This window comes from Pseudoduganella albidiflava (assembly GCF_004322755.1).
In the GTDB taxonomy this organism is placed as follows: domain Bacteria; phylum Pseudomonadota; class Gammaproteobacteria; order Burkholderiales; family Burkholderiaceae_D; genus Rugamonas; species Rugamonas albidiflava.
Genome location: NZ_CP036401.1, coordinates 483,527 through 509,278, shown reverse-complemented (window position 1 = coordinate 509,278; position 25,752 = coordinate 483,527). Strand labels below are relative to the sequence as shown.

Annotated in this window: 20 protein-coding genes and 1 pseudogene; 7 read left to right on the top strand and 14 right to left on the bottom strand. The window is 65.0% G+C overall.

What is annotated here, in order from left to right:
* Positions 1–9: 9 nt before the first annotated feature.
* The 3 genes and pseudogenes from EYF70_RS31990 to EYF70_RS02165 all read left to right on the top strand — a co-directional run.
* A pseudogene (locus EYF70_RS31990) lies at positions 10–75 on the top strand (MJ0042-type zinc finger domain-containing protein); the annotation flags it as partial.
* A 156-nt stretch (positions 76–231) separates the two neighbouring features.
* A complete protein-coding gene (locus EYF70_RS02170) occupies positions 232–1,188 on the top strand; it encodes a DUF3426 domain-containing protein (RefSeq protein WP_165497557.1) in 957 nt (318 codons plus the stop codon).
* 8 nt (positions 1,189–1,196) lie between these two features.
* A complete protein-coding gene (locus tag EYF70_RS02165) occupies positions 1,197–2,132 on the top strand; it encodes a carbohydrate kinase family protein (protein WP_131143928.1) in 936 nt (311 codons plus the stop codon).
* A 324-nt stretch (positions 2,133–2,456) separates the two neighbouring features.
* Here EYF70_RS02165 and EYF70_RS02160 read toward each other — a convergent pair whose 3' ends face one another.
* Positions 2,457–2,966: a YggT family protein gene (locus EYF70_RS02160; RefSeq protein WP_371861748.1), complete on the bottom strand. Its 510-nt coding sequence runs from the start codon at positions 2,964–2,966 to the stop codon at positions 2,457–2,459.
* A 209-nt stretch (positions 2,967–3,175) separates the two neighbouring features.
* Positions 3,176–4,360 (bottom strand): transcriptional regulator, encoded by a 1,185-nt coding sequence (locus EYF70_RS02155; RefSeq protein WP_131143926.1) that lies wholly within the window; start codon positions 4,358–4,360, stop codon positions 3,176–3,178.
* Positions 4,361–5,385: 1,025 nt separating this feature from the next.
* Here EYF70_RS02155 and EYF70_RS02150 point away from each other — a divergent pair.
* Together EYF70_RS02150 and EYF70_RS02145 are read left to right on the top strand one after the other, a co-directional pair.
* Entirely contained in the window at positions 5,386–5,583 is a 198-nt protein-coding gene (locus EYF70_RS02150; protein WP_131143925.1) for a hypothetical protein, read from the top strand.
* A gap of 67 nt (positions 5,584–5,650) precedes the next feature.
* Entirely contained in the window at positions 5,651–7,735 is a 2,085-nt protein-coding gene (locus EYF70_RS02145) for a glycoside hydrolase family 43 protein (protein ID WP_131143924.1), read from the top strand.
* A gap of 272 nt (positions 7,736–8,007) precedes the next feature.
* Here the strand turns inward: EYF70_RS02145 and EYF70_RS02140 are convergent, their stop codons facing one another.
* Entirely contained in the window at positions 8,008–8,430 is a 423-nt protein-coding gene (locus tag EYF70_RS02140) for a hypothetical protein (RefSeq protein ID WP_131143923.1), read from the bottom strand.
* Between the two features lie 887 nt (positions 8,431–9,317).
* On the opposite strand from EYF70_RS02140, the gene EYF70_RS02135 reads away from it, so the two are divergent.
* Complete coding sequence (locus EYF70_RS02135; RefSeq protein ID WP_131143922.1) at positions 9,318–9,584, top strand: PAAR domain-containing protein; 267 nt, start codon at positions 9,318–9,320, stop codon at positions 9,582–9,584.
* Between the two features lie 162 nt (positions 9,585–9,746).
* On the opposite strand, the gene EYF70_RS02130 is transcribed toward EYF70_RS02135, so the two are convergent.
* The 11 genes from EYF70_RS02130 to EYF70_RS02080 all read right to left on the bottom strand — a co-directional run bounded on the left by EYF70_RS02130 (position 9,747) and on the right by EYF70_RS02080 (position 23,889).
* On the bottom strand, positions 9,747–10,865 hold the full coding sequence (locus EYF70_RS02130) for a ribonucleotide-diphosphate reductase subunit beta (RefSeq protein ID WP_131143921.1): 1,119 nt from the start codon (positions 10,863–10,865) through the stop codon (positions 9,747–9,749).
* Between the two features lie 124 nt (positions 10,866–10,989).
* Positions 10,990–13,944 carry a ribonucleoside-diphosphate reductase subunit alpha gene (locus EYF70_RS02125; RefSeq protein WP_131143920.1) on the bottom strand — a complete coding sequence of 985 codons (2,955 nt, stop codon included), beginning with the start codon at positions 13,942–13,944 and terminating at the stop codon, positions 10,990–10,992.
* 690 nt (positions 13,945–14,634) lie between these two features.
* Complete coding sequence (locus tag EYF70_RS02120) at positions 14,635–16,092, bottom strand: sigma-54-dependent transcriptional regulator (protein ID WP_131143919.1); 1,458 nt, start codon at positions 16,090–16,092, stop codon at positions 14,635–14,637.
* Positions 16,089–17,807 (bottom strand): sensor histidine kinase, encoded by a 1,719-nt coding sequence (locus EYF70_RS02115; RefSeq protein ID WP_229420667.1) that lies wholly within the window; start codon positions 17,805–17,807, stop codon positions 16,089–16,091. Before EYF70_RS02115 ends, EYF70_RS02120 begins: the two co-directional genes overlap by 4 nt.
* Positions 17,808–17,838: 31 nt before the next feature.
* Complete coding sequence (locus tag EYF70_RS02110; protein WP_131143918.1) at positions 17,839–18,111, bottom strand: PP0621 family protein; 273 nt, start codon at positions 18,109–18,111, stop codon at positions 17,839–17,841.
* On the bottom strand, positions 18,108–18,911 hold the full coding sequence (locus EYF70_RS02105) for a cytochrome C assembly family protein (RefSeq protein ID WP_131143917.1): 804 nt from the start codon (positions 18,909–18,911) through the stop codon (positions 18,108–18,110). Before EYF70_RS02105 ends, EYF70_RS02110 begins: the two co-directional genes overlap by 4 nt.
* A gap of 199 nt (positions 18,912–19,110) precedes the next feature.
* On the bottom strand, positions 19,111–19,923 hold the full coding sequence (locus EYF70_RS02100; RefSeq protein ID WP_131143916.1) for an ABC transporter ATP-binding protein: 813 nt from the start codon (positions 19,921–19,923) through the stop codon (positions 19,111–19,113).
* Between the two features lies 1 nt (position 19,924).
* Positions 19,925–20,746, bottom strand: coding sequence for an ABC transporter permease (locus tag EYF70_RS02095; protein ID WP_131143915.1), 822 nt, complete (start codon positions 20,744–20,746; stop codon positions 19,925–19,927).
* Positions 20,747–20,755: 9 nt separating this feature from the next.
* Positions 20,756–21,721, bottom strand: coding sequence for an ABC transporter substrate-binding protein (locus EYF70_RS02090; protein WP_229420975.1), 966 nt, complete (start codon positions 21,719–21,721; stop codon positions 20,756–20,758).
* A gap of 83 nt (positions 21,722–21,804) precedes the next feature.
* Positions 21,805–22,836 carry a M48 family metallopeptidase gene (locus EYF70_RS02085; RefSeq protein ID WP_131143913.1) on the bottom strand — a complete coding sequence of 344 codons (1,032 nt, stop codon included), beginning with the start codon at positions 22,834–22,836 and terminating at the stop codon, positions 21,805–21,807.
* 3 nt (positions 22,837–22,839) lie between these two features.
* Positions 22,840–23,889: a YjgN family protein gene (locus EYF70_RS02080; protein ID WP_131143912.1), complete on the bottom strand. Its 1,050-nt coding sequence runs from the start codon at positions 23,887–23,889 to the stop codon at positions 22,840–22,842.
* A gap of 217 nt (positions 23,890–24,106) precedes the next feature.
* Here EYF70_RS02080 and ffh point away from each other — a divergent pair, with 217 nt between their 5' ends.
* On the top strand, positions 24,107–25,474 hold the full coding sequence (ffh, locus tag EYF70_RS02075; protein ID WP_131143911.1) for a signal recognition particle protein: 1,368 nt from the start codon (positions 24,107–24,109) through the stop codon (positions 25,472–25,474).
* Positions 25,475–25,752 lie beyond the last annotated feature (278 nt).

The window sequence follows — 25,752 nt, the reverse complement described above, 5'->3', positions numbered from 1 at the left end:
GCCGCACGCATGGCGCTCGCCACCAAATGCCCCCACTGCCATACCGTGTTCAGGGTCGCCCTGGACCAGTTGAAGCTGCGTGGGGGCATCGTGCGTTGTGGGGCCTGTAACGAGATCTTTGACGGGAATGCGGCGCTCGTGGAGCCCGCGACACCCTTCTCCGTGGCGCCTGTCGCGCCCATGGCGGCTACTCCCTCATCCGCGCCTGCCGCGCCGAAGCTGGATCTGGAGTTGGACCTGGATGACGTGGCGGTCCACGTACGGGAAGCCGAGCCGGAACCGGCGCATGGACCTGAACCCGAGTTGGAGCCTGAGCCGGAACCTGAGCCGGAACCGGAAGCTGAGCCGGCCTCCGAGCCGGCACCAGCCGACAGCCACCGCCGCGAGCCCGCGTTCGACATGCCGTCCGAGCACATCGTGGCGGTCGCGCTGGATGACCTGCACCATTTCGACCACGAACCCGGCGACCAACCCGAACCGGTCGTCCCGCCCCCTGCATCGAGGAACAGCTCCAGCGATGGCGCCAGCGATGCAGCCAACCAGGCCGCCGAACGCGCGTCCGACGATGCCGCCGCCGCCGACCTGCTGGCGGCCGCGCCGGAAAGCGCGCTGCTGGCCGCCGGCGCCGGTGGTGCCACTGCCCTGCCCGATGACGCCGGCGGGCACGAAGAAGAACCGGAATTCGTCCGCCAGGCGGCGCGCCGCGAGCGCTCGCGCCACCTGGCGCGGCTGGCGATGATGGCAGGCATCCCGCTGCTCGCGTTCGTGCTGCTGGGCCAGGGCGTGGTCTCGCTGCGCAATCGGCTGGCCGCCGACTATCCGGCCATGAAACCGGCGCTGCAGGCGCTGTGCGGCCCGCTGGGCTGCACGGTCGAGCTGCCGCGCCAGATCGATGCGCTGGCGATCGAACAGGGCGAGCTGCAGACGCTGGCGCCGGACACGTACAGCTTCGTCACCGTGCTGCGCAACCAGTCGCGCTCCGTGCAAGCCTGGCCGCACATCGAACTGGTATTGAACGACACGGCCGACAAGCCCGTGCTGCGCCGCGTGTTCGCGCCGCGCGACTACCTGGGCAAGGCCGCGCTGGCCCAGGGCTTCCGCCCGCGCAGCGAGCAGTCCGTCAAGCTGTACTTCGAGCTGGACCGGCTGCGCGCCTCCGGCTACCACATCGCCATTTTCTACCCCTGAAGACTCCCATGAACCAGACTTCCCTGATCTGTGGCTCGCTCGCCATCGACATCATCATGCAATACGAAGGCCGCTTCGGCGACACGCTGCTGGCCGACCAGCTGCACAAGGTGAACGTATCGTTCCTGGTGCCGACCATGCGCACCGAGTTCGGCGGCTGCTCCGGCAACATCGCCTACAACCTGAAACTGCTCGGCGGCGATCCCCGCATCGTCGGCGTGATGGGCCAGGATTGCGCCGCCTACCTGGAGCGCCTGCAGAAGCTCGGCATCAGCACGCAGAACATCCTGATCAAGAAGGATGCGTACAACGCCCAGTGCTTTGTCACGGCCGACTCGGACAATAACCAGATCAACGCCTTCCACCCGGGCGCCATGTCGTTCGCGCACGAGAACGACATCGAAGCGGCCGGCCCGGCCCGCATCGCCATCATCTCGCCGGACGGCCACCTGGGCATGCTCAAGCACGCCGAGGACCTGGCCCGCCTGGGCATCCCGTTCGTCTTCGACCCGGGCCAGCAACTGCCGATGTTCACGCCCGAGCAGCTGCTCAAGTTCATCGACCAGGCCACCTACGTGACCTGCAACGACTACGAGATCGAGCTGCTGATGGACCGCACCGGCCTGGCGCTGGACGACATCGCCGCGCGCGTGGAAGCCCTGATCGTCACGCGCGGCGAGAAGGGTTCGGAGATCTACACGGCGGGCCAGCGCATCGACATCCCGGCCGTGGAAGCGGCCGTGCTGGACCCCACCGGCTGCGGCGACGCCTACCGCGCCGGCCTGCTGTACGGCCTGTCGCACGACCTGGGCTGGGAAACCACCGGCCGGCTGGCCAGCCTGCTGGGCGCGATCAAGATCGCCCACAAGGGCGCGCAGAACCACTGGTTCACGCGGGAAGAGATCGCGGACCGGTTCGAGCAGGCGTTCGGGTACAGGTTCTAGAGGTTGCTGATGGCGGTGGCGTACAGTTGTCTGTCCCTGATGTCGCCTGGTTAAGCGTTACCCGACACATCGAAAGTGCATGCATTCACCCCAACAGCGAAGGGCTGGGGTCAGACCCGCCGGGTCTGACCCCTGAATTTGCACTTGGGGTGGGCTTATCTAAGCGGCATAAGGATCAGTCCCCTCGATCTGCGATGTCGGCTCCGCTCCCTGCCGACAACTGGCTGGGACAGACCCCTGCGGCCCGCCCGCTATCTCCACATCGAGCTCTACCCCAAAACAAAAAAGGCGCCGCGGCGCCTTTTTCATTGGCTCATCAACACCTCACCGGAACAGCATGTCCAGCACGAGCTGGGCGATCTGCAGCAGCACCAGCGCGACCAGCAGCGACAGGTCGAGGTTGCCCACCAGCGGCACCACGCGCCGCACGGGCTTGAGGATCGGCTCGTTCAGGGCGCGCACGAACGGCGCCAGCGGCGCGTGCGGGTTGACCCAGCTGAAGATCGCCTCGACGACCAGCAGGATCATGAAGCCATACAGGATCCACTGCAGGAAGCGGTGCAGCGCCATCAGCATGATGAGGTCGAACGGGTAGCCGGCGAACCAGCGCACCGACGTGGCCAGCACCACGATCAGGAACGCGCCGAGCAGGCTGGCCCAGTCGTAGCCGCCCACGCCGGGCACGAGGCGGCGCATGGGGCGCACCAGCCAGTCCGACAGCTGGAACGTAAATTGCGCCACCGACGACGGCGGGCGCACGCGTGTCGCCTGCATCCAGAACCGCAGCAGCAGCACCCCGCCGAGCAGGACGGCAACGGTATCGACGATCAGCATCACAATACTAAGCACGAGCATTCTCCATAAAAAAACCGCCGTGCGATTGTCTCACACAGCGGTATTCTCGCCCATCAGGCCGCGAATCGGATCCGCTCAGTGGATACGCTCACTGGATGCGCTCACTGGATACAATTTGCGGATACGATGAGCGGCCGCGATCGGCAACCGGGACGGGCGGCCGGCATGGCCGGCACGCCCGTCGCCGATCAGGAAGGACGGGTGCTGGTCGGGAACGGCCATGCGGCCGCCGGTGCCAGCGTCGTCTTCGCCGATGGTACGGAAGCGGCGGCCGGAACAGCGGCCGGTGCTGCCGCCGGCGTGTCCTTCTTCGCTGCCGAATCCTTCTTCGCCGCGGCCTTCTTCGGCGCAGCGGCTTTCTTCGCTACTGGTTGTTCCGCGGGCTTGTCGGCCGTAGTCGCTGCCGGGGCGGTAGCCGGCGCGGCCTCAGGCTTTTTTGCTGCGGTCTTCTTCGCGGCTGGCTTGGCGGCTGGCTTGGCGGCTGCCTTCGTTGCGGCCGGCTTGGCTGCCGGAGCTGCCGACTTGGCTGCCGCCTTGGCGGCGGGCTTCGCTGCTGCGCCCTTGGCTGCAGGCTTGGCGGCTGCACCCTTGGCTGCTGGCTTGGCGGCAGCGGTCTTGGTGGCGGCGGCCTTTTTCGCTGCAGGCTTGGCTGCCGGCTTGGCTGCGGCGGTCTTGGTTGCGGCTTTCTTGGCTGCAGGCTTGGCGGCCGGCTTGGCGGCGGCGGTCTTGGTTGCGGCCTTCTTCGCTGCAGGCTTGGCGGCCGGCTTGGCGGCGGCGGTCTTGCCAGCGGCTTTCTTGGCTGCCGGCTTGGCTGCCGGCTTGGCGGCGGCCTTCTTGGCTGCAGGCTTGGCTGCCGGCTTGGCAGCGGCCTTCGTCGCGGTCTTCTTGGCTGCAGGCTTCGCTGCGGCGGTCTTGGTCGCGGCTTTCTTGGCTGCCGGCTTCGCGGCGGTGGCCTTGGTTGCCGACTTCTTCGCTGCCGGCTTGGCGGCGGCCGTCGTCGATTTCTTCGCTGCCGTCGACTTGGTTGCCGTCGTCGATTTCTTCGCTGCCGTCGACTTGGTTGCCGTCGACTTCGCTGCCGTGGACTTGGCCGCGGTCGACTTGGTTGCGGTGGTGGACTTCTTCGCTGCGGCCGGCTTTGCCGCTGCCGTGGTCTTCTTCGCCGCCGCCGGCTTCGCAGCCGCCGTGGTCTTCTTCGCTGCGGCAGGCTTTGCCGCGGCGGTCGTCTTCTTCGCCGCAGCAGGCTTGGCAGCCGCGGTGGTTTTCTTCGCAGCGGCAGCCGGCTTGGCGGCTGCAGCTTTCTTGGCAGGAGCGGCAGCGGCCTTGGTGGCGGCTGGCTTCTTCGTATCGGTCTTCTTGGTGGCGGTAGCCATTTTATTTCTCCTTCATCCGGGATGAAAATACGCACATAGTTGAAACCCGTCCGGCATACCCGTCGGCATGGCGGGCGAATTATTCATCGGCACAAGCATTTCGATGTTTGCGCTAATGAATTCGGCACCCGGCTGAACTGCTGCAGCTCCTCACGACTGCAGCACTTCAGCCATTCGACCAGCGTCACCGTCCGGTACGTTGTTGTTCGTACCCTGCCTCGTGCCTCATGCACGGGGCGCGGCGCCGGTCTCAAAATTCTTGTTCTTCGTGTCTCCGGTATCGGGCGCATACCCAGCTCCGAACCTTTGCATCCACTCGCATCGTGCCTGGCTCTCAAAGAAAAAACCGCCCGGCCTGACGATGTTCAGGCGAGGCGGCCTACCAGTTAACCATGTGGTTGTCGTGCATATCTGTGCGAACTTTTGTCCTGTTGTTCTTTGCCGCGGTGCTTGATTGCGCTCTTGGCTTTTTCGGGAATCGCAGCTTCGAGACACACTCGAAAAACACTGCTTGCAAATACCCTTGTTTTCAAGCTCGTAAAGTACACGAAAACCTTTGTGATGTGCAACCGGCACGCATGCTTTTCGCAGTGTTTTTTTACTGTGCTGCGCGAGGTAGCGCACATAGCCGAGCGCACCTCGCGCGCCGCGCACCATCGCCCAGCCTCGCCGCGAGGCCGGCGGCGAAATATGGCGCTTCGCATAGCGCCTTTACCTAAAGGCGCTATGCGAAGCGACACGACGCCACCACATGCATGAGCCGGCATGCGCGCGACGCGCGATGGCTGCTTCGCCGACGCGCCACATGGATGACGCCGCACGAAAAAAAAGTGCGCGCCCATGCACACGCAATGGTGTGCGCTCCCCCGAAAGAGCCATCCCGCAGCGTCCGCGCGCGACGCGACGCAGCCCCTCCGCATATCGAAAGACGCGCCAGGCATATCGACGCTGCACGCCACTTCGCCTTCCACGCACTGCTGCCGCGCTAAGAAATCACCGCGCTGATCGAAGACCTCGCCGCCGCGATGGCCGCGCTCACTGCCGGCCCGGCGGCGATCCAGCGCCTGCTGGACACGGCGGCGCGGCACACCCCGGCACCGTTCGGTGGCCTGCTGCCGGAAGGCTTCACGCTGCCCGAGCCGGCGGCATCGCGCAGTGAAGGCATCGCTGTTCCGGGTCCGCCAGGCATACCCTTCTTCATATGGATGAGCGCTAAAAATTGATTGGCCAGTGACAGCCGTTACGGTTATGTTGGGCTCCCCACATCGACCGCCTCCACGGATTGCCGACATGCCGACTCTGTTCTCCCTGCGCCTCGCCGCCACCCTCGCCCTGTCCTCCACCCTGATCGTCGCGCCCGCGATGGCCCAGCTTCAAGCGCGGCCCGCGACCGGCCTGTCGACCGCGACCTGGACGCCGGACAACGGCAACGGCACTTTCACGAACCCGCTGTTCTACGACGAGTTCTCCGACCCGGACATGATCCGCGTCGGCGAGTACTTCTACCTGACCGGCACCACCATGCATGCGATGCCGGGCCTGCCGGTGCTGCGCTCGAAGGACCTGGTGAACTGGGAGTTCATGAGCTACGCAACGCCGAAGCTCGACTTCGGCCCCGCCTACCGGCTCGAAGATGGCAAGGGGATCTATGGCCGGGGCATCTGGGCGCCCAGTTTCCGCTTCCACGACGGCACCTTCTACATCTTCAGCAACGTGAACGGCCGCGGCACGCAGATCTACACGGCCACCGACCCGAAGGGCCCGTGGACGCACCGCGAGATGAAGCGCAGCCTGCACGACCTGTCGGTGCTGTTCGACGACGACGGCAAGGTCTACGTGGTGTGGGATCACCAGGAAATGAAGATGGCCCAGCTCACCGCCGACCTCACCGACCTGGTGCCGGGCACCCAGAAAGTCCTGTTCGGGAAGGACCAGGGCATGGGCGAAGGCGCCCACCTCCTGAAGATCGACGGCAAGTACTACATCCTCAGCGCGAACTACGCCGGCGGCTTCCGCATGCCGGCCGCGCGCGCCGACCACCCGTTCGGACCGTGGGAGGTGAACCATTCGATCAGCACCAACGAAGGCTTCGGTCTGGCCCAGGGTAACCGGCTGAAGAAGAACGAGGCACCGTTCGAGGCGGTACCGGGCGACCCGAAGCGCCACGACGCCACCGCGATCCACCAGGGCGGCATCATCCTGACGCCGGCCGGCGAATGGTGGGGCTACTCGATGATGGACTACAACTCGGTGGGGCGCCTGCTGTCGCTGTCGCCGGTGACGTGGCAGGATGGCTGGCCCTACTTCGGCCTGCCGGGCAACCTGGGCCGCAATCCGCGCACCTGGGTGAAGCCGAAGACGGACGCGCCGCAACCCGTCGCGGTGCCGTTCCAGCGCAGCGACGATTTTTCAGGCACCGCGCTGAAGCCGGTCTGGCAGTGGAACCACGTGCCGGTCGATGGCAAGTGGTCGCTGGCCGAGCGGCCGGGTTACCTGCGGCTGCATGCGCTGCCGGCGAAGTCGTTCTGGGAAGCGAAGAACAGCCTGACGCAGCGCGCCATCGGACCGAAGTCGTCGCCCACCGTCGCGCTGGACGTCGCAGGACTGAAGGAAGGCGACGTGGCCGGCCTGGCCCTGCTGAACCTGCCCTATGCGACGCTGGGCGTGGAGAAGACCGCCGCCGGCCTGTCGATCGCCATGTTCGACCAGGCGAGGAATGCGACCCAGCGCGTGCCGCTCAAGCTCGATGCCAAGGCCGCGCGGGTGTGGCTGCGCGCCGATGCCGACTTCCTGACGGAGAAGGCGCGCTTCTCCTACTCCGTCGACGGCAGGAAGTTCGTGCCGCTCGGCGACGAGTTCACGATGATCTTCCAGCTCGTGACCTTCCAGGGCGTGCGCTACGCCCTCTTCAACTACAACACCGCGGGCATGGAGGGCGGCGTGGCCGACTTCGACAGCATCGACGTCTACCAGCCCTACCCACGCGGCCTGATGCGCGCGATCCCGGTCGGGAAGACGATCCGGCTGACCTCTTTTGGTGCGAAGACGGGGCTGCAAGGCGGCGGCGGCCGCCTGTCGGTCGGCGCGCCTTCCGCGTTCGCCGTGCAGGACATGCAGCTGGGCCGGGTGGCGCTGCGGGCCGGCAAGCAGTACCTCACGGTGGGTTCGGATGGCGCGGTGTCGCTGGCCGATGGCGCGCCGGGCGCGGCGCAGAGCTTCCAATGGATCGAGACGCCGACCGGGGAACTGGTGCTGATGTCGATCGCGAACAATCGCTTCCTGCGCGTGGATCCCGCGTCGCGGTCGATCGCGGCGGATAGCCCGGGGCCGCTGACCGAGAGCGCGGATGGGACGCGGTTTATCTGGGCGCGGTGAGTTGGGTGGTCGCCTGAACGAAAAACGCCAACCTGTCGGGTTGGCGCTTGATCCCAAGCGGCTTCGTCACGCGTTCGATTACCAGGACTAGGATCTGCCGCCTTCCGTGGCTGATCGCCTCAAGGCACGTCGCAATCGCCAGTTATCCGCGAAAACACACACGAACGCCACCAGGGTCAGTACATCGAACGCGTCCTGGCCCAGATAATGCCAAATCGCCCAGGCTGCGAGCGAACAGGCCAACCCCGTCACAACGAGCAGGATTCGATCGTTCATCGCTGTGTCGCGGCCAGCCGGTACATGTTGCGTCCGGGGACGTCCTTATATGTTCCAGGCCAACGCCGAAGGGTGACCGGAAGCCATGGCCGGCTCAAATGCTGTTGCTGGGCCAGCAGCATTACATCTGCCAACGAAGTTCCATTGCCCAGCACTCGACCGGTAGCGACAGCGATGCTTCCTATGACCGCCCCGACGTAAAAGGCTCCCGACAGGGCCCCAACCACAACAAGTTTCTCAAGGCGCGTACCGGCACCAATGAGCTCTCTGACCGTGACTTTTCGTCCGAATTTATCGAGGAGCCCAAGAAGCACCCCAGCATTGGTGACTGCTGTTTGAAACGATCCATAGAGGGATTCCGGCGCCGGCAACCCGAGCGCATCCATGTTTTCCTTGAAATAGCGATAGAAGTCGGACATGTTTCCTCCTGTAAGTAGTGTCAGGAGAGAGTAGCGCCGTCAAACTGAGGCGATTTGAAGTTACGCAGAGGCAGCCTGCGGACCAACGCCTCGCGACAATGCGCACGGTCATTCATCGGCCGCTCGGTAGCGGAGACGGCAGAGCAGCATCCGCCGAAGCAGCGCTGACCTGCTGCCTGCCTGATGGCAGAAAGGCAGCAACGCTCTATTCGATCGTCAAAATCGTCGCAGAGTCCGAATGGGTGCAGCAAAATTTATGTAAAGCATGAAATCAAACCGATCTTTCTCAACTGCCCTGTGTGTAGCCCTATCGATGGGATATGGGATCTGCGTGGCTGCATCAAATCATTCCGGCTTTCCAACCGGTTCCTTCCGCCTGCGCCCTGCTGGCAGCGATGTCAAAACCAGTGCCGCCACACCGGAAACCCGGCCTGATTCCCCCCTGGGAGAACTGGTTGCAAGCGGAAGCCCATGCCCGCAAACCGGTTGGTGGCAATCGAGCGAAGGAGGAAAAATCGAAGGCGGGCCCCGGCGGCGTTTCGTTGCTGGCGAACCGATGCCGGATGTCGTATTGCTTGGGGCGTCGTCCGTATGGCAGCGGTTCAAGGGCCAGCGGCCATCGCACCGGACCGCGACATTATGGAAGCTGGTCGGCTACGATGACGCTGCTCCGAAGCCATCCCTGGCGTCAGCTGATCCCAACGCCAACCCGCCATCATCGCAGGGAACCGAGCCGGAACCGCCTCGCGAAGGATGAGCTGAAGCCAACAATTATCAGTGCAACGCAGCACACGTGCCCGGCACGTGGTGCTGCCCGAAAGCAGGATTCACATCGGTCGAGGCCCTGGACTGGGCATGTCGACTTTTCTCACTGAACGGGATCACCCATGCCCAATGTCATTCGCCTTGGCGACCCCACTTCTCATGGCGGAAGAGTCGTGAGCGTTTCCGCATCTCATTTCACCGTTGGCGGCATTGCCGTTGCCCGGGTGGGAGACAAGTGCATCTGCCCCATCAGGGGACACGAGCTATGCATCATCACTGAGGGCAGCCCGGTGCACTCCATCGATGGCATTCCCGTGGCGTACGAAGGACACAAGACCAGTTGCGGTGCCACGCTGATTGCCACGACGGGTACCTTCAACGAAGAGTAGCCAATGCAGGCTGGTGCATCTTCCGCCTTGGACGCGCGAGCGCGAGTCGGCTCCGAATGCGGATGGGGCGCCGGTTACCACGACAGCCCCGGCACCCGGCCAACGAAAAAGGCCCGTCTCTCGACAGGCCTTCATATAGAACGTATTACTTCAAGCTGAACATCAATCCCAGTTCAGCGCCCCACCCGTCTGGTACTCGGTCACGCGCGTCTCGAAGAAGTTGCGTTCCTTCTTCAGGTCGATCATCTCGCTCATCCACGGGAACGGGTTCTCGTCCTGGTCGAACATCGGCTCCAGGCCGATCTGCACGGCGCGGCGGTTGGCGATGAAGCGCAGGTAGCCCTTGAACATGGCCGCGTTCAGGCCCAGCACGCCGCGTGGCATCGTGTCTTCGGCGTAGCGGTACTCCAGTTCCACGGCTTCCTGGAACAGCGCCTTGATTTCGTCGCGGAACTGCGGGGTCCACAGCAGCGGGTTTTCCAGCTTGATTGTGTTGATCAGGTCGATGCCGAAATTGCAGTGCATCGATTCGTCGCGCAGGATGTACTGGTACTGCTCGGCGGCGCCGGTCATCTTGTTCTGGCGGCCCAGCGCCAGGATCTGCGTGAAGCCCACGTAGAAGAACAGGCCTTCCATCAGGCAGGCGAACACGATCAGCGATTTCAGCAGCTTCTGGTCGCTTTCGATCGTGCCGGTGGTGAAGGCCGGGTCGGTCAGCGTATCGATGAACGGGATCAGGAACTGGTCCTTGTCGCGGATCGATTTCACTTCGTTGTAGGCGTTGAAGATCTCCTGCTCGTCCAGGCCCAGCGATTCCACGATGTACTGGTAGGCGTGCGTGTGGATGGCTTCCTCGAAGGCCTGGCGCAGCAGGTACTGGCGGCATTCCGGCGCCGTGATGTGGCGGTAGGTGCCCAGCACGATATTGTTGGCGGCCAGCGAGTCGGCCGTCACGAAGAAGCCCAGGTTGCGCTTGACCAGGCGGCGCTCGTCTTCCGACAGGCCGTTCGGGTTCTTCCACAGCTCGATGTCGCGCTGCATGTTCACTTCCTGCGGCATCCAGTGGTTGGCGCAGCCGGCCAGGTACTTGTCCCAGGCCCACTTGTACTTGAACGGTACCAGCTGGTTGACGTCCGTCTTGCCGTTGATGATGCGCTTGTCCTCGGCGTGCACGCGGTGCGAGATCTGCTCGGCCGTGGCTTCCGGCTCGGCGGCGCCCTGGCCGCTCTGGCCCACGACAGGAGCGGCAGGTTTCACCACGTCATCTTCCCAGTTCAGCATAGTGTTTTCCTTTGTTTGTGATGGAAACCGCCCCGGGCGGTTTCCTGTCTATATCAGATGGCGACTCGGCAGCGCCGAGTCAAGAAGCTGGTTGGCAACCTTGTTGGCTACCGGATTGGCAACCTTACTGGCAGGCTTCGCACTCTTCGAAACCCGCATCGCCCGGACGGAGGTAGCACGCGGCGCCCTCCTGCACTTCCTGCACCGTGGTCGGCGCGGTGTGCGTCGGCACGGCAGTACCGGCGGCGGCAGGGGCAGCAGTGGCCGAGGTCGAGCCGATGGCGGCCGGCGACACGGCGTTCAGCGCGCCCGTCTTCGAGGTCGACTTCTCCATGTGCGAGGCGGCGATCGTGCGCAGGTAATACGTGGTCTTCAGGCCGCGCAGCCATGCCAGCTTGTACGTCTCGTCCAGCTTCTTGCCGGAAGCACCGGCCATGTAGATGTTCAGCGACTGGGCCTGGTCGATCCACTTCTGGCGGCGCGACGCGGCTTCCACCAGCCAGCTCGGCGACACTTCGAAGGCCGTGGCATAGATGTCGCGCAGGTCTTGCGGCACGCGGTCGATCTTGGACAGCGAACCGTCGAAGTACTTCAGGTCGGCGATCATGACCTCGTCCCACAGGTCGCGCGCCTTCAGGTCGCGCACCAGGTAGGAGTTGATCTCGGTGAACTCGCCGGACAGGTTCGATTTCACGTACAGGTTCTGGAACGTCGGTTCGATGCAGGCCGAGACGCCGATGATGTTCGAAATGGTCGCGGTCGGGGCGATCGCCACGCAGTTCGAGTTGCGCATGCCGAACTGCTTGATGCGCTCGCGCAGCGGGGTCCAGTCCATCGACGACGACATGTCCTGCTCCAGGTAGCCGCCGCGCTCTTCGAGCAGCAGCTTCACGGAATCCTGCGGCAGGATGCCGCGGTCCCACAGCGAACCCTTGTACGAGGCGTACTGGCCGCGCTCTTCGGCCAGCTCGGTCGAGGCGTAGTAGGCGTAGTAGCACACCGCTTCCATCGACGTATCGGCGAAGTTCACCGCCTCTTGCGAAGCGTACGGCACGCGCATCATGTGCAGGCAGTCCTGGAAGCCCATCACGCCCATGCCCACCGGACGGTGGCGCATGTTCGCGTTGCGCGCCTTGTCGACGGCGTAGTAGTTGATGTCGATGACGTTGTCCAGCATGCGCATCGCGGTGCGGATGGTCTTTTGCAGCTTCACATGGTCGAGCTTGCCCTCTTTCATGTGCGCCGGCAGGTTCACGGAACCCAGGTTGCAGACGGCGATCTCGTCCGGGCCGGTATTCAGCGTGATCTCCGTGCACAGGTTCGAGCTGTGCACCACGCCCACGTGCTGCTGCGGCGAGCGGATGTTGCACGGATCCTTGAACGTGATCCACGGGTGGCCCGTCTCGAACAGCATCGACAGCATCTTGCGCCACAGGTCCAGCGCGGCGATCTTCTTGAACACGCGGATTTCGCCGCGGGCCGCCGCGGCTTCATAGCCGAGGTAGGCTTCTTCGAAGGCCTTGCCGACCTTGTCGTGCAGGTCCGGCGTTTCGGACGGCGAGAACAGCGTCCAGTCGCCCTTTTCCATCACGCGCTTCATGAACATGTCGGGAATCCAGTTCGCCGTGTTCATGTCGTGCGTGCGGCGGCGGTCGTCGCCGGTGTTCTTGCGCAGGTCGAGGAATTCCTCGATGTCCATGTGCCAGGTTTCCAGGTAGGCGCACACGGCGCCCTTGCGCTTGCCGCCCTGGTTCACGGCCACGGCCGTGTCGTTGACCACTTTCAGGAACGGCACCACGCCCTGCGACTTGCCGTTGGTGCCCTTGATGTGGGCGCCCAGTGCGCGCACCGGCGTCCAGTCGTTGCCCAGGCCGCCCGCGAACTTGGCCAGCAGCGCGTTTTCCTTGATGGCGTCGTAGATGCCTTCCAGGTCGTCGGAGACGGTGGTCAGGTAGCACGACGACAGCTGCGAGCGCAGCGTGCCGGAGTTGAACAGCGTCGGCGTCGACGACATGAAGTCGAACGAGGACAGCAGGTTGTAGAACTCGATCGCGCGCGCTTCGCGGTTTTCCTCGTTCAGCGCCAGGCCCATCGCCACGCGCATGTAGAACGCCTGCGGCATTTCGATGCGCACGTCGCGGATGTGCAGGAAGTAGCGGTCATACAGCGTTTGCAGGCCGATGTAGCCGAACTGCAGGTCGCGGTCGGCGACCAGCGCCTTGGCCAGCTTCTGCAGGTCGAACTCGGCCAGCTTCGGGTCCAGCAGCTCGGCGGCGATGCCCTTGGCCACGTATTGCGGGAAGTATTCCACGTACGCCGCGGCGGCTTGCGCCTGCGGGGTTTCCTTGCCGAAGACTTCGCGGCGGATCACGTGCAGCAGGATGCGGGCGGTAACTTGCGTGTAGGCCGGGTCCTTTTCCATCAGGGCCCTGGCAGCCAGGATGGCGGACTTGTACAGCTCTTCGACGGGCACGCCGTCGTACAGGTTGCGGAACGTCTCGGAGAGGATGGCGTCGGCATCGACGTGCTTTTCCAGGCCGGAGCAGGCGGCATCGATCAGGTCGCGCACTTCCTGCACCACCAGCGGACGGCGCTGGCCATTCTCGGTCACATGCAGTTCCGGCTCGGCGATGCCGGCGGCGCCCGCGGCGGCCTTCTTGGCACGGCGCTCTTCCATCTGCTTGGCGCGGTACAGCACATAGGCCTTGGCCACGTCGTGCTCGCCGGAGCGCATCAGGGCCAGTTCCACCTGGTCCTGCACGTCTTCGATATGGAACGTGCCGCCAGAAGGCTGGCGGCGCACCAGGGCATTCACCACGTTGTCCGTCAGCTGTTCGGCCAGGTCGCGGATACGCGCGGACGCTGCGGCCGGGCCGCCCTTGTCGGTCTGCACGGCCAGGAAGGCCTTGGTCATCGCGACCTTGATCTTCGATGGCTCGAAGGCCACGACGGCGCCGTTACGGCGGATGATGCGGTAGTCGCCCATGGCTGCTGCGGTGGCCAGGCCGCTGGCCGGCTGCGCTGCGGCGGCTGGAACTTGCTGGGCGGACTGCGTGGTGATGTCTTGGTTCGATTGCATGTGTATTCAGCTCCCGATTAGTTGTTCGGAACAAATTCTTTCGCCACAAAAAAACGAGATAAGAATGGCAATGCCGGGGCCCTCGAAACAGATGTTCGAATGACTCTCCGGTTGCCGGTCCTTGCCCGGTGGCTCATGTGTGGTGCGGTATCGGGTGTGGGCCCTGGCGCTATCGAAGAGATGCCTGATCACAACAAAGTTATCAAGCAGCGTCACCTGGTTATCAACCGGGTTATCAACGCAGTTATCAACTGAGTTATCAACCGAAATCGCCAAGTTACCCACCAGGTTATCCACCTGAGCACTAGATTTAGTGCACCACACAATCTATGACACTAATTGTAGTGAGCGAGGATGCGCGCGACAAGCGTTACGGCCGGATATTTTTGCCAGAATGCCTAATAATTCTATTGACTTTTGAAGCCTTCGATAAGAACAGGCGTTCTTTGGTAAGCAAGCGCTAACCCCGCAAATGTGCTAGCCATGCACGCTTGCCCAAGCTTTCAGCAATGGTCGCCACGACGTCCGCCCGGGTTGCTTTATTGATACCACCAGCGGTGCTGGCCAGCTTCGAAGCAAGGAGTGCCGGACATTTCCCCGCATGCATTCGCCGGGAAAAATGCCGGTTCCCGGTCCCGGCCCGGCAGGCAAACACCGGTGTCCGACACCAGACTTCGAGGTACCTCTGCTTTACCCCTCGGGCTCCTGGATGCCCAGTTTCTGCATCTGGTAGCGCAACTGCCGGAAGCTGATCCCGAGCAGTTGCGCGGCCTGGGTGCGGTTGTACTGGGTCTGGTCGAGGGCACGCACGATGATCTCGCGCTCCACCCGCTCGAGGTACGCGGGCAGGTTCGACGGCAGCACGGAAAGGTCGGGCAATGGCGGCATCCGTTCGCCGGCCGGTGCCGGTGCGGGGGACACCAGCGGTACCGGGGCCTCGACCGGAACCGAAGCGGCAGGCGCGGGCGCCGGAGTCGCCGCCTGGGGTTCGGCCAGCCTGGCCCCCTTCAGCGCCAGGTCGGCCACGCCGATCACGCCATCGTTGGAAAACGCCAGCGCCCGTTCCAGGATATTTTCCAGTTCGCGCACGTTGCCGGGGAAGCTGTAGCCGCGCAGCGCATCGAGCACGCCCGGCCCCAGCGTGGCCGGCGGGCCGCCTGGTGCGCTCAGCCGGGCCAGGATCGCGTCGGTCAGCACCGGCAGGTCGTCGAGCCGCTCGCGCAGCGGCGGCAGCGACAGCTCGATCACGTTCAGCCGGTAGAACAGGTCCTGGCGGAACTTGCCCTGCTCCACGCAGCGCGCCAGGTCCTGGTGCGTGGCGCTGACGATGCGCACATCCACCGGTTCCTCGGCGGTGGCGCCGATCTTGCGCACGCGCCGCTCCTGGATCGCGCGCAGCAGCTTGACCTGCATCGGCAGCGGCAGGTCCGCCACTTCGTCGAGCATCAGCGTGCCGCCGTTGGCGGCCTGGAAGAAGCCGTCGCGCTCGTCCGCCGCGCCCGTGAACGCGCCCTTGCGGTAACCGAAGAATTCCGCCTCCATCAGCGCCTCGGGAATCGCGCCGCAGTTCACGGCGATGAACGGCTTGTCGGCGCGCGCGCCCTGCGCATGGATTTCGCGGGCAGCCAGTTCCTTGCCGGAACCCGATTCTCCCGTGATGGCGATCGGCGCCATCGAACGCGCCAGCCGGGCGATCTGCGCGCGCAGGGCCTGCATCGCCGCCGACTGCCCTTTCAGGCGGCTGTCCACCGTGCTCGGCACCGCCGGCCCGGAAGGCACATTCAGCTTCAGTGCCGACTGCACCATCATGCGCAACTGGTCGAGCTGCAGCGGCTTCGTCACGTAATCGAAGGCGCCGGCCTTCAGCGCCACCACGGCGTTTTCCGCGCTGCCGAACGCGGTCACCACGGCCACCGGCAGGTTGCGGCCGCTGGCGGCGATCTCGCGCACCAGGTCGAGGCCCAGGCCATCGGGCAGGCGCATGTCCGTCAGCACCAGATCGTACTCGTGGGCGGCCAGCTGGGCGCGCGCGCTGCGCAGGTCGGCCGCGCCATCCACGTCCAGGCCCATCTTGAGCAGCGTGATTTCCAGCAGGTCGCGCAGGTCGTCTTCGTCATCGACTACCAGTACGCGGGGGGAGGTACTCATGTCGGCTCTTCTTCTCTTGACGGGTGCGCGAACGTGATGACGAAGCGGCCGGAGGACAGCGGCGCGGCCACCGGCCCGGCATCGAGGCGGTATTCGTAGTCCAGCATCGCCTCGTTGTTCAGGCACAGCTCGCGCGCCAGGTACAGCCCCAGCCCCGTGCCCTTCGACGAGGTAGTGTAGAACGGTTCGAACAGGTGGGCCCGCACCTCAGGGGAGATGCCGGGTCCGTCGTCCTGCACGTGCAGTTCCGTCGGGCGGCCCGGCACCTGCACCACGAACAGGCGGATCGACGACGGCTGCCGGCTGGCATAGCGGATCGCATTGCCGAGCAGGTTGAGGAGCACTTCGCGCAGGTGCAGCGGATCGAAGCGCACCGTCACGTCGCGCACCCGGGCCACGTCGAGCACCTGCGGATCGAGCCGGTGCGTTTCGTCGAATTCGGCCTTCAGCTCGGCCACCAGCGCGGCCAGTGCCAGCGGCTCGTCGTGCACGTGCGCCTTGCGCGACAGTTGCAGGATGTCTTCCACCATCCGGTTCACCCGCGCCACGTTGTCGCCGATGATCTTCAGCAGCCGGGCATGCACGGGGGTGTCCAGGTCCTCGGCCAGCAGCGAGTTGGCATGGCCGATCGCGGACAGCGGATTGCGCACCTCATGCGCGATGCTGGCGGTGAGCCGGCCCATCGACGCCAGCTTCAGCTGCTGCGCCTGGTTTTCGATGGCCGTCACGTCCTGCAGGAAGATCACGTTGCGCTCGGTACCCAGTGCCATCGTGTCGGCGGCCGCGAAGCGCACTTTCAGGTGCGCGGCCAGGTCTGCCCGCACGCTCCACGCCGTGGTCGGGTCCTGCAGCGCGGGATCGGTGTAAGGCTTGACGGTCACGTAGACGGTATGGCGCGCCGGGTCGGCGCGCCAGTCCTCGTAGGCTTGCGCGACCGGGTGCAGCGAGGGCATCGCGCCCAGCCGCAGCCCCAGCGCGCCGGACAGGCCGAGCATCTGGCGCGCCGCCGGGTTGCCGGCCAACAGTTCGCCATTCGGCCCGACCACCACGATGCCATCGCCCGCCTGCGACATCACCAGCCGGTTGACGGCCTGCTGCACGCCGATCTCGATGCCGCGCTGTACCGCCAGCTCTTCCTGGTTGATCAGCCGCGCCGCCATGCGGTTCACCACCAGCACGGCGGCAAAGAAGGCCGCGCCATACAGGCCGGCCTGCAGCACGGCCTTGTCGCCATCGCCTTCCAGCGCGCGCCAGATACTGTCGGCCAGCATGAACAGCGACGCCAGCGAGGCCCAGAACAGGGCCAGCACCAGCGGCGCGAGGATCGCGCACCCGGCCAGCGGGAACAGGTAAAGGATGCCCAGTCCGCTGCGCACGCCGCCGCCCGCTGTATACAACAGCGAGATGACGACGAGGTCGCAGGTGACCTGGGACAGCAGCTGCAGCATGAAGCGGCGGCGCCACCAGGCCGCCGTGAGCGCGAACAGGACCGCCAGGAACAGGTAGAACGCGCAGGTTTGCGCGTACAGGAAACCGCCGGCCGATGGCAGGCCGCGGCTGTCGAAGCTCAGGTAGGCGAGCAGCACCAGCGCGATGACGACGCGCGTGGCGTTGAGCGTTTGCAGCGAGCGCCAGAACGTGTCGCGGGCCGCCGGGGACAGCGCCGGCAACGCGCTGGCCGCCTGCGCTCCCGCACTGAATCCCCTGTCGATCACCTGTGTTCCGGCCGTTGCGCGGACCGCCGGTTCATTTCAGCGGCGCGTGGGCGGGGCTGCAGTAATCGCGCCCGTTGGCAGGCACGTTTTCCGATGCCGGAAAATGCACGCCGCAATGGGCGCAGCACAGCATGGCTTCGGGCGGTGTCACCTGCCGCGAAGTCGATGCATTGGCCTGGCGCTGCTGCTCGCGCTGTTGCTGCTCCCACTGCTGCTGCTGCCGCCGCTGCGACGCCTTCAGCTTGGAACGGATGGCGAAATACACCAGCAGCGCAAGCGCCAGCCAGAACAGGATACGTGTCATGCGAAACCTCGGTGTAGCACTACTTCCAGAACAAAACGGCTGCCGACATAGGCCAGCAGCAGCGTGGCGAATCCCGCCAGCGTGAACGACAGCGCCGTCTTGCCGCGCCAGCCGCGAAAGTGCCGGCCGGCCAGCAGCGCCGCGAACAGTACCCACGACAGCAGCGTGAACACGGACTTATGGTCCCATTTCAGCGCCTGGCCGAACAGCTGCTCGGAAAACACGATGCCGGACAGGACAGTGAGGCTGAGCAGTGCGAAGCCGAAGCCGATCAGGCGGAACAGCAGCTTTTCCATCGTCAGCAGCGCCGGCAGCTGGTCCAGCGCGGCGGACAGGAACGTGACCTGCTCGCTGCGGGTGTGCAGCCGCGATTCCTGCAAGGCCATCAGCACGGCATGGAAGGCGGCAATCGTCAGCGTGCTGTAGGCCAGCGTGGCGATCGCGATATGCCAGCCGAACATCGGCGAGCGCCCTGCCAGCGCTATCAGCGCGCCCGGGAACAGGGCCTGCAGCGCGCAGGCGATGGCGGCGCACGGCATCACCATGCGGCGCAAGCCATCCAGCGAGAAATTGCGGTTCTCGATCCAGTAGGCGCCCACCGAGATCCACAGGGCGGACGACAGCATCGCCGCGAAGCCGAGGCGCAGCGAGCCGGGCACCACCACATCCATCCACAGGCCCGCGCCATGCACCAGCCAGGCCAGCGCCGTGCCGGCGGCAATCGGCCTGGCCTTCGCGGCAGGCAACAGGGCGCACACGATGTACAGCAGCGCGGCTGCGATCAAGAGAATGGTCTGCATCCGCGCAGTTTACACTAACGCGGCCATGCCGGCCGGCGGGCAAAAGCGCCGAAGTCCGGTATCTGACACCATTATCCAAGGGATAATGGTGTCAGATACCGGTTTTCGTGGAGCCTGCGCGCCGATCATGCGAAAACCGGTGTCCGACAATTTTTCTGGGAACACCATCCAGAAAAAATGTCCGACACCAGGGCCAACGCTAATCCACCGCCGCCAGCCGCAGCTCGTCATGATGATGCCGCTGCTGCTCTTCCATCACCAGCTGCCCCAGCTCGCGCTTCAAGGCATTGAAGTCGGCGCCGGCGGGGTCGCGCAGGCGCGGCAGGTCGACCAGGATGTCGCGCTTGATCGTGCCGGGGCGGTAGGTCATCACCACGATGCGGTCGGCCAGGTAGATCGCTTCCTCGATCGAGTGCGTGACGAAGATGATCGTCTTCTTCAGTTCGGACCAGATGCGCAGCAGCTCGTCCTGCAGGTTGCGGCGGGTGAGCGCGTCGAGCGCGCCGAATGGCTCATCCATCAGCATGATCGGCGAATCGAGGGCCAGCACGCGGGCGATCGCCACGCGCTGGCGCATGCCGCCGGACAGGTCCTTCGGATAGCGCTGCCGGAAGTCGGCCAGCGACAGCATCGCCAGCAGCTTGTCGACGGTGGCGCGGATCGCCGCTTTCGGCTGGCCCTTGATTTCCAGGCCGAAGGCGATGTTGTCCTCGACCGTCATCCACGGGAACAGCGCGTATTCCTGGAACACCATGCCCCGCTCGGGGCCGGGCGCCGTGACCGGCTGGCCGTCGGCGGTGATGGTGCCGGTGGAAGGCAGCGCGAAGCCGGCCACCGCGTTCAGCAAGGTCGACTTGCCGCAGCCGGAAGGGCCCAGCAGGCAGACGAACTGGCCGCGCGGGATGGCCAGGCCGATATCCTGCAAGGCCACGACTTCGCGCCCGCCACCGGTGGCGAACACCTTGCTCACGCCCGCCACGACGATGTGCGCATCGTTCTTTTCCAGGTCCATGTCAGTTCTCCAGGCCGCGGTGCCAGCGCAGCAGGTGGTTGTTCAGGCGGTTCACGCCCACGTCGATGGCCAGCCCGATCACGCCGATGGTCAGCATGCCCGCAATGATCTTGTCGGACCAGAAGTACTCGCGCGCCTCGGTGATGCGGAACCCCAGCCCGTTGCTGACGGCGATCATCTCGGCCACGATGACGACGATGAACGCCGTGCCGATGCCGATGCGCACGCCCGACAGGATATACGGCACGGCGGCCGGCAGCATCACGCGCAGGAACAGCGTGCTGCCCGAGGCGCCCAGGTTGCGCGCCGCGCGGATATAGATGCCGTCGACCTGGCGCACCCCGGCGATCGTGTTCATCAGCACCGGGAAGAACGCGCCCAGCGCGATGAGAAACACGGCCGGCGGATTGCCCAGGCCGAACCACAGGATCGACAGCGGAATATAGGCGATCGGCGGAATCGGCCGCAGCAGCTGCACCAGCGGATTGAGCCAGGCATACACGCGCGGGCTGGCGCCCATCGACAGGCCGATCGGCAGCGCCAGCCCGGCGCCGATCAGGAAACCGACCGCCACTCTATATAGAGAGCCCAGCGAATCGTGGATCAGCTCCCCGGAAAAGGCCCACGCCAGCCACGATTGCGTGGCCGGGTCGTGCGGCTGCAGCGGCAGCAGGTACTCGACCCACTTCGTCACCACCGCCCAGGGCGACGGCAGCACCTGGGGATTGACCCACCCCATGCTGGAGAACAGCTGCCATGCGGCGATCAGGACCACCGGCACCACCATGCCGATGCCGGCTTCCCGCCAGTCGATGCGCGCCATGCCGCCCCCTTACTTGATGCCGAGGCTCTTGCGGGCCCCCTCCAGCAGGTCGGTCTTGACCCAGTCCTTCGCCACCGGCGGGCGGCTCATGCGGCCGACGCCGGTCTTCACCATCACGTCCGTGGTGGTCTGGATGTGTTCCACCGAAATGTCGTGCACATAGGGCGAATTGCCGATTGCATCCTCGAAATCGTCCTTGGTGATCTGCCCCTTGAACACCACCTCGCGCACGTATTTCTCGGCCACGGCCTTGTTGTCGATGAAGGTCCTGGTCGCTTCGACGAAGCAGCGCATGAACTTCTCGGCCACCGGCCGGCGCTCCTTGTAGAACTTTTCCGTCATCACCATGGTGCGCACCGGCTCGCCGATCGGCGTGTTGTACGGCTTCATGATCTCGTTGCCGAAGCCCTTGTTGATGGCTTGCGAGGACTGGGGTTCGGATTGCATCATCGCGTCGATGTTCTTGCCCAGCAGCGCCTGATTGAGGTCGGCGTAGGCCAGGAACACCAGGCGCACGTCCTTGCCCGGCTGGTCGGAAGCGGTCAGCCCGGCCTGCTGCAGCTCGGCCAGCAGCAGCACTTCCTGGATGCCGCCGCGCGTGACGCCCACGCGCTTGCCTTTCAGGTCCTTGATCGACTTCATGGCCAGGTCGGTGCGGCCGACCAGCCGCGCGCCGCCCTTGGCGAAGCCGGCCACCACGTAGATCGGCGCCCCGCCCGCGCGGCCCGAGATGGCCGCCTCCGACGCCGTGGCGCCCACGTCGAGTTCACCGGCAATGATTGCCTGCATCACGTCCAGCCCCTTGGCGAACACGTGCTCCTCGACCTTGATGCCGCACTTCGGCGCGATTTCCTTGATATAGGAAACCGCCCCATAGTGGGCGAACTTCAGGTTGCCCAGCCTGACCACGTCCTGCGCCTGCGCACCCTGGACCGCGCCGAGCGCCATGCCCGCCGTTACCACCATTGCCACCATCGACTTCAGCTTCATCCGCGTCTCCCCGATTGTTTGAACAGCGGGGCCATCATAGCAAGCCCTGCCGTTCAAACGCGAGGAATTCATTGCTTGTAGCGACCATGCTGGCGCACGCGCGCCAGCCGTTCGGCTGTATCGGGATGGCTGGACAGGTAGGCCGGCACCTGGATGCCTTCCTCCTGCAGGCCCTGCAGCGCTGAAAACACTTTCTCCATGTGCGCCAGCGGCAAGCCGTTCCTCTCCAGCAGCGCGACGGCGTAATCGTCGGCCTCGCGTTCCGCATCGCGTGAATAATGCAGGTCCAGCGCCAGCGCCGGCAGGCCGGCCACCAGCGAGCTGGCGTCGCCGGAGATCAGCAGGCTGGCCGCGCCAACGATGGAACCCTGGATCAGCCGCCGTGTCAGGTGGCGGCCATGCAGGTGGCCCAGTTCGTGCGCCAGCGTGGCCATCACGGCGCCATCGTCACCGAGCAATTCCACCATCTCGTCGGTCATCACGATGTGGCCGGATGGCAGCGCGAACGCGTTCGGGCCGATGCGGCTCTTGCGGAACACCAGTTGCCAGTCCGGCGCCGGCCCGCCGGCCAGTCCGTCGGCCGTGCCCGGCGGCACCAGCCGTGCGAAGCGCGCCGCCAGTTCGCCGCGCCGCGCCGCGGGCAGCCGGCTGGGCGAGAACACGTGCCGGTCCAGCAGCGCCAGCGTGCCCTTGCCCATCTGGCGCTCGACCGCTACGGGCAGGTTGTGCGCCAGCAGGTCGGCGCCGGCCGGCAGCACGAACAGGTAGCCCAGCACCAGCATGCAGCTCGTGACGCACAGCGCCACCAGCGTGCCGCGCCAGCTTTGCTGGGCACGCACCACCATGCTGTCGCGGTGGCCAGTGGCGTGCAGCAGCGTGTCGAGCGCCGCCTGGTCGTCCGCCTCGAAGGTGGCTTCGTCGGGAAACGTCAGCTTGCGCGGCGCGCGGGCGATGCGCTCGGCCACGCGCATCTCCCACAGCGGCGTGCTGCGTTCCACGTCGCCCTCCAGGTGCACGGCGCCGTCGCGCACGGCCAGCGTGACACGGTGCGCGCGCGACGTGGTGCCGTCGAAATAGCTGCCGGCCAGGCCCGTCTCCATGCCTTACAGCGCCAGGTCGAAGTCGGCCAGGTCGGCCGCGCCGTCGCCGAGCGGGCTGACGTGCATCCGCTCGCCGGCGACGATGTCGTCCAGGCTGCCGTTGACCACCAGCGACGTGGATTCCAGGCGATACTTCATCAGGCGCACGGTGGCGAACGGGATGAACAGGCCCAGCGTGCAGATGATTCCAAGCGCGTTGGTCAGGTAGATCCAGATGACTTCCTTGCCCCGCATCGTGGAGCGGAAGGCATGGCCGCCCAGCTGCGTGTGGTTCCAGATCAGGTTCTGCAGGAGGGTTGCGAACACCAGGGCACTGCAGATGAAGAAGGGATACAGGATCATCGGCACCCACATCAGCATGCCGAGGGCCGGCATCTCGACGATGGACGTCAGCACGATCGTGGTGGTCACGCCAGCCGCCACCCATACGGCGAACAGCCCCAGGTAGGCCTTGTAGAAGCTGCCCACCCGCGCGTCGAACGAGAACGGCATGGTGCCGAAGTGGCTGCTGGTGTGCTGGAAGCGCTTGAGGCGCTGGTGGGCGAACGGGTACAGCAGGCCCAGGGTCAGTACGCCCAGCAGCGGCAGCACCAGGAAATACAGGTAGGCTTCCTTCGCGCTGCCCTTGAAACTGAAGCGGATGCCGCGGTAGCTGCTGTTATACAGCGCGAACTGCAGGCTTTTCCAGAGCAGCCACGGCATCACGGCCCAGATCACCAGCAGGATGCCCAGGCCGAGCATCGGCGACACCTTGCCCGCCAGCGCGTAGGCGCCGAACAGGACCATCATCACGATGCGCCCCTTCAGGATCGTGAGCGGCTTGGCGTGGTACTCGAAGCCGCCGCCTGCCAGCCGCGTGTTGGCGTAAAAATACTGGTTGCGCCGCACCTTGGCCCAGGCCGTATAGATGCCCAGCGTGACGACCGACAGGAACAGGTTGACGATCCAGATCCGGAAATACTCGCTGCCCGAGGCGGTAAAGGCAAAGCCTTCTTCCCGGCTTTCCGGGTCTACCTGCCGTACCGCTGCACCGCCGCTATGTATGCTGCTCATGATGCTCCCCATGATGGTGAGATTGAAGTGAACGAGCACGATGCAGGCGCCTTGAATAGTTGTCAATCAGAAATGACAAATGTTCTCATGGAGTGTGCACGGCTGTGACAATTGGAGAGCATCGCCGGCTTCCCCGCGCCGGACCCGCGCCCTCCGCACTCATGTAAAATGGCACGGTTTCCGGGCAGCTGCCCGCCTCTCTTACTGATCACCCGACATGCTAGACAATCTGACTCAACGCCTCGCCAAGGTCGTCAAGACCATGCGCGGCGAGGCCCGCCTGACCGAAGCCAACACCGCCGAGATGCTGCGCGAAGTACGCCTTGCCCTGCTCGAGGCCGACGTGGCGCTGCCCGCGGTGCGCGAATTCATCGGCAAGGTAAAGGAAAAAGCGCTGGGCGAGGAAGTGGTGGGTTCGCTGTCGCCGGGCCAGGCGCTGGTGGGCGTGGTGCAGCGCGAGCTGGGCGCGCTGATGGGCGCCGACCTCGGCCCCGAAGCGGCGCAACTGAGCTTCGCGCAGCAGCCGCCGGCGATCATCCTGATGGCCGGCCTGCAGGGTGTGGGTAAAACCACCACCGTCGGCAAGCTGGCCAAGTACCTGCGCGAGCAGAAGAAGAAAAAAGTGCTGACCGTCTCGGCCGACGTGTACCGCCCAGCGGCGATCGCGCAGCTGCAGTCCGTGACCGGCCAGGCCGGCGCCGACTTCTTCCCGTCCACCGCGCAGGACAAGCCGGTGGATATCGCCCTCTCCGCGCTGGACTGGGCGAAGAAGCATTACCACGACGTGCTGATCATCGACACCGCCGGCCGCCTGGGCATCGACGAAGAGATGATGAAGGAAATCGCCGCCGTGCACGGCGCCGTGAAGCCGGTCGAGACGCTGTTCGTGGTCGACGCCATGCTGGGCCAGGATGCGATCAACACGGCCAAGGCCTTCAATGACGCGCTGCCGCTGACCGGCATCGTGCTGACCAAGCTCGATGGCGATTCGCGCGGCGGCGCGGCGCTGTCCGTGCGCCATATCACCGGCAAGCCGATCAAGTTCGCCGGGGTGTCCGAGAAGCTCGACGGCCTGGAAGCGTTCGATCCGGCGCGGATGGCCAACCGTATCCTCGGCATGGGCGACATCCTCGCGCTGGTGGAAGAAGCGCGCAAGGGCGTCGATGCGAAAGCGGCGGCGGACCTGGCCGCGAAGGTCAAGGCGGGCGGCAAGTTCGACATGAACGACTTCAAGGCGCAGCTGGGCCAGATGAAGAAGATGGGCGGCATGGCCGGCCTGGTCGACAAGCTGCCGGCGCAGTTCCAGCAGGCGGCCGGCAACGCCAACATGGACCAGGCGGAAAAGCAGGTGCGCCGCATGGTCGGCATCATCGATTCGATGACGCCGGCCGAACGCGCCAAGCCCGACCTGATCAAGGCGGCCCGCAAGCGCCGCATCGCGGCCGGCGCCGGCGTGCAGGTGCAGGAAGTCAACCGCATGCTGAACCAGTTCGAGCAGATGCAGACGATGATGAAGAAACTGCAGGGCGGCGGCCTGATGAAGATGATGCGATCCATGAAGGGCATGATGCCGGGCATGCGCTAATCGGCCTGCGCTGAAACGCGGCCATGGCGGCGGCGCGGCGACTTGCCGTACCTGAGTACTGTCTGCGTCGCCGCGCCTTGCCCTGACCACGTTGCAGCACAGTCCCAGCGACTGTGTTCCGCGCCCGCAAAGCCTGATACCACGGGCGTTTCTTCCTTCTAACCGCCCTGTGCGCAAGCCCAGCGGCGGTTTTTGCCATTATTAACCTTTCTTTACGTGCCGTTTCCCACAAATAAGACGAAAAACGCTTGCATCCTTGTAAAAAGCCCACCAATATT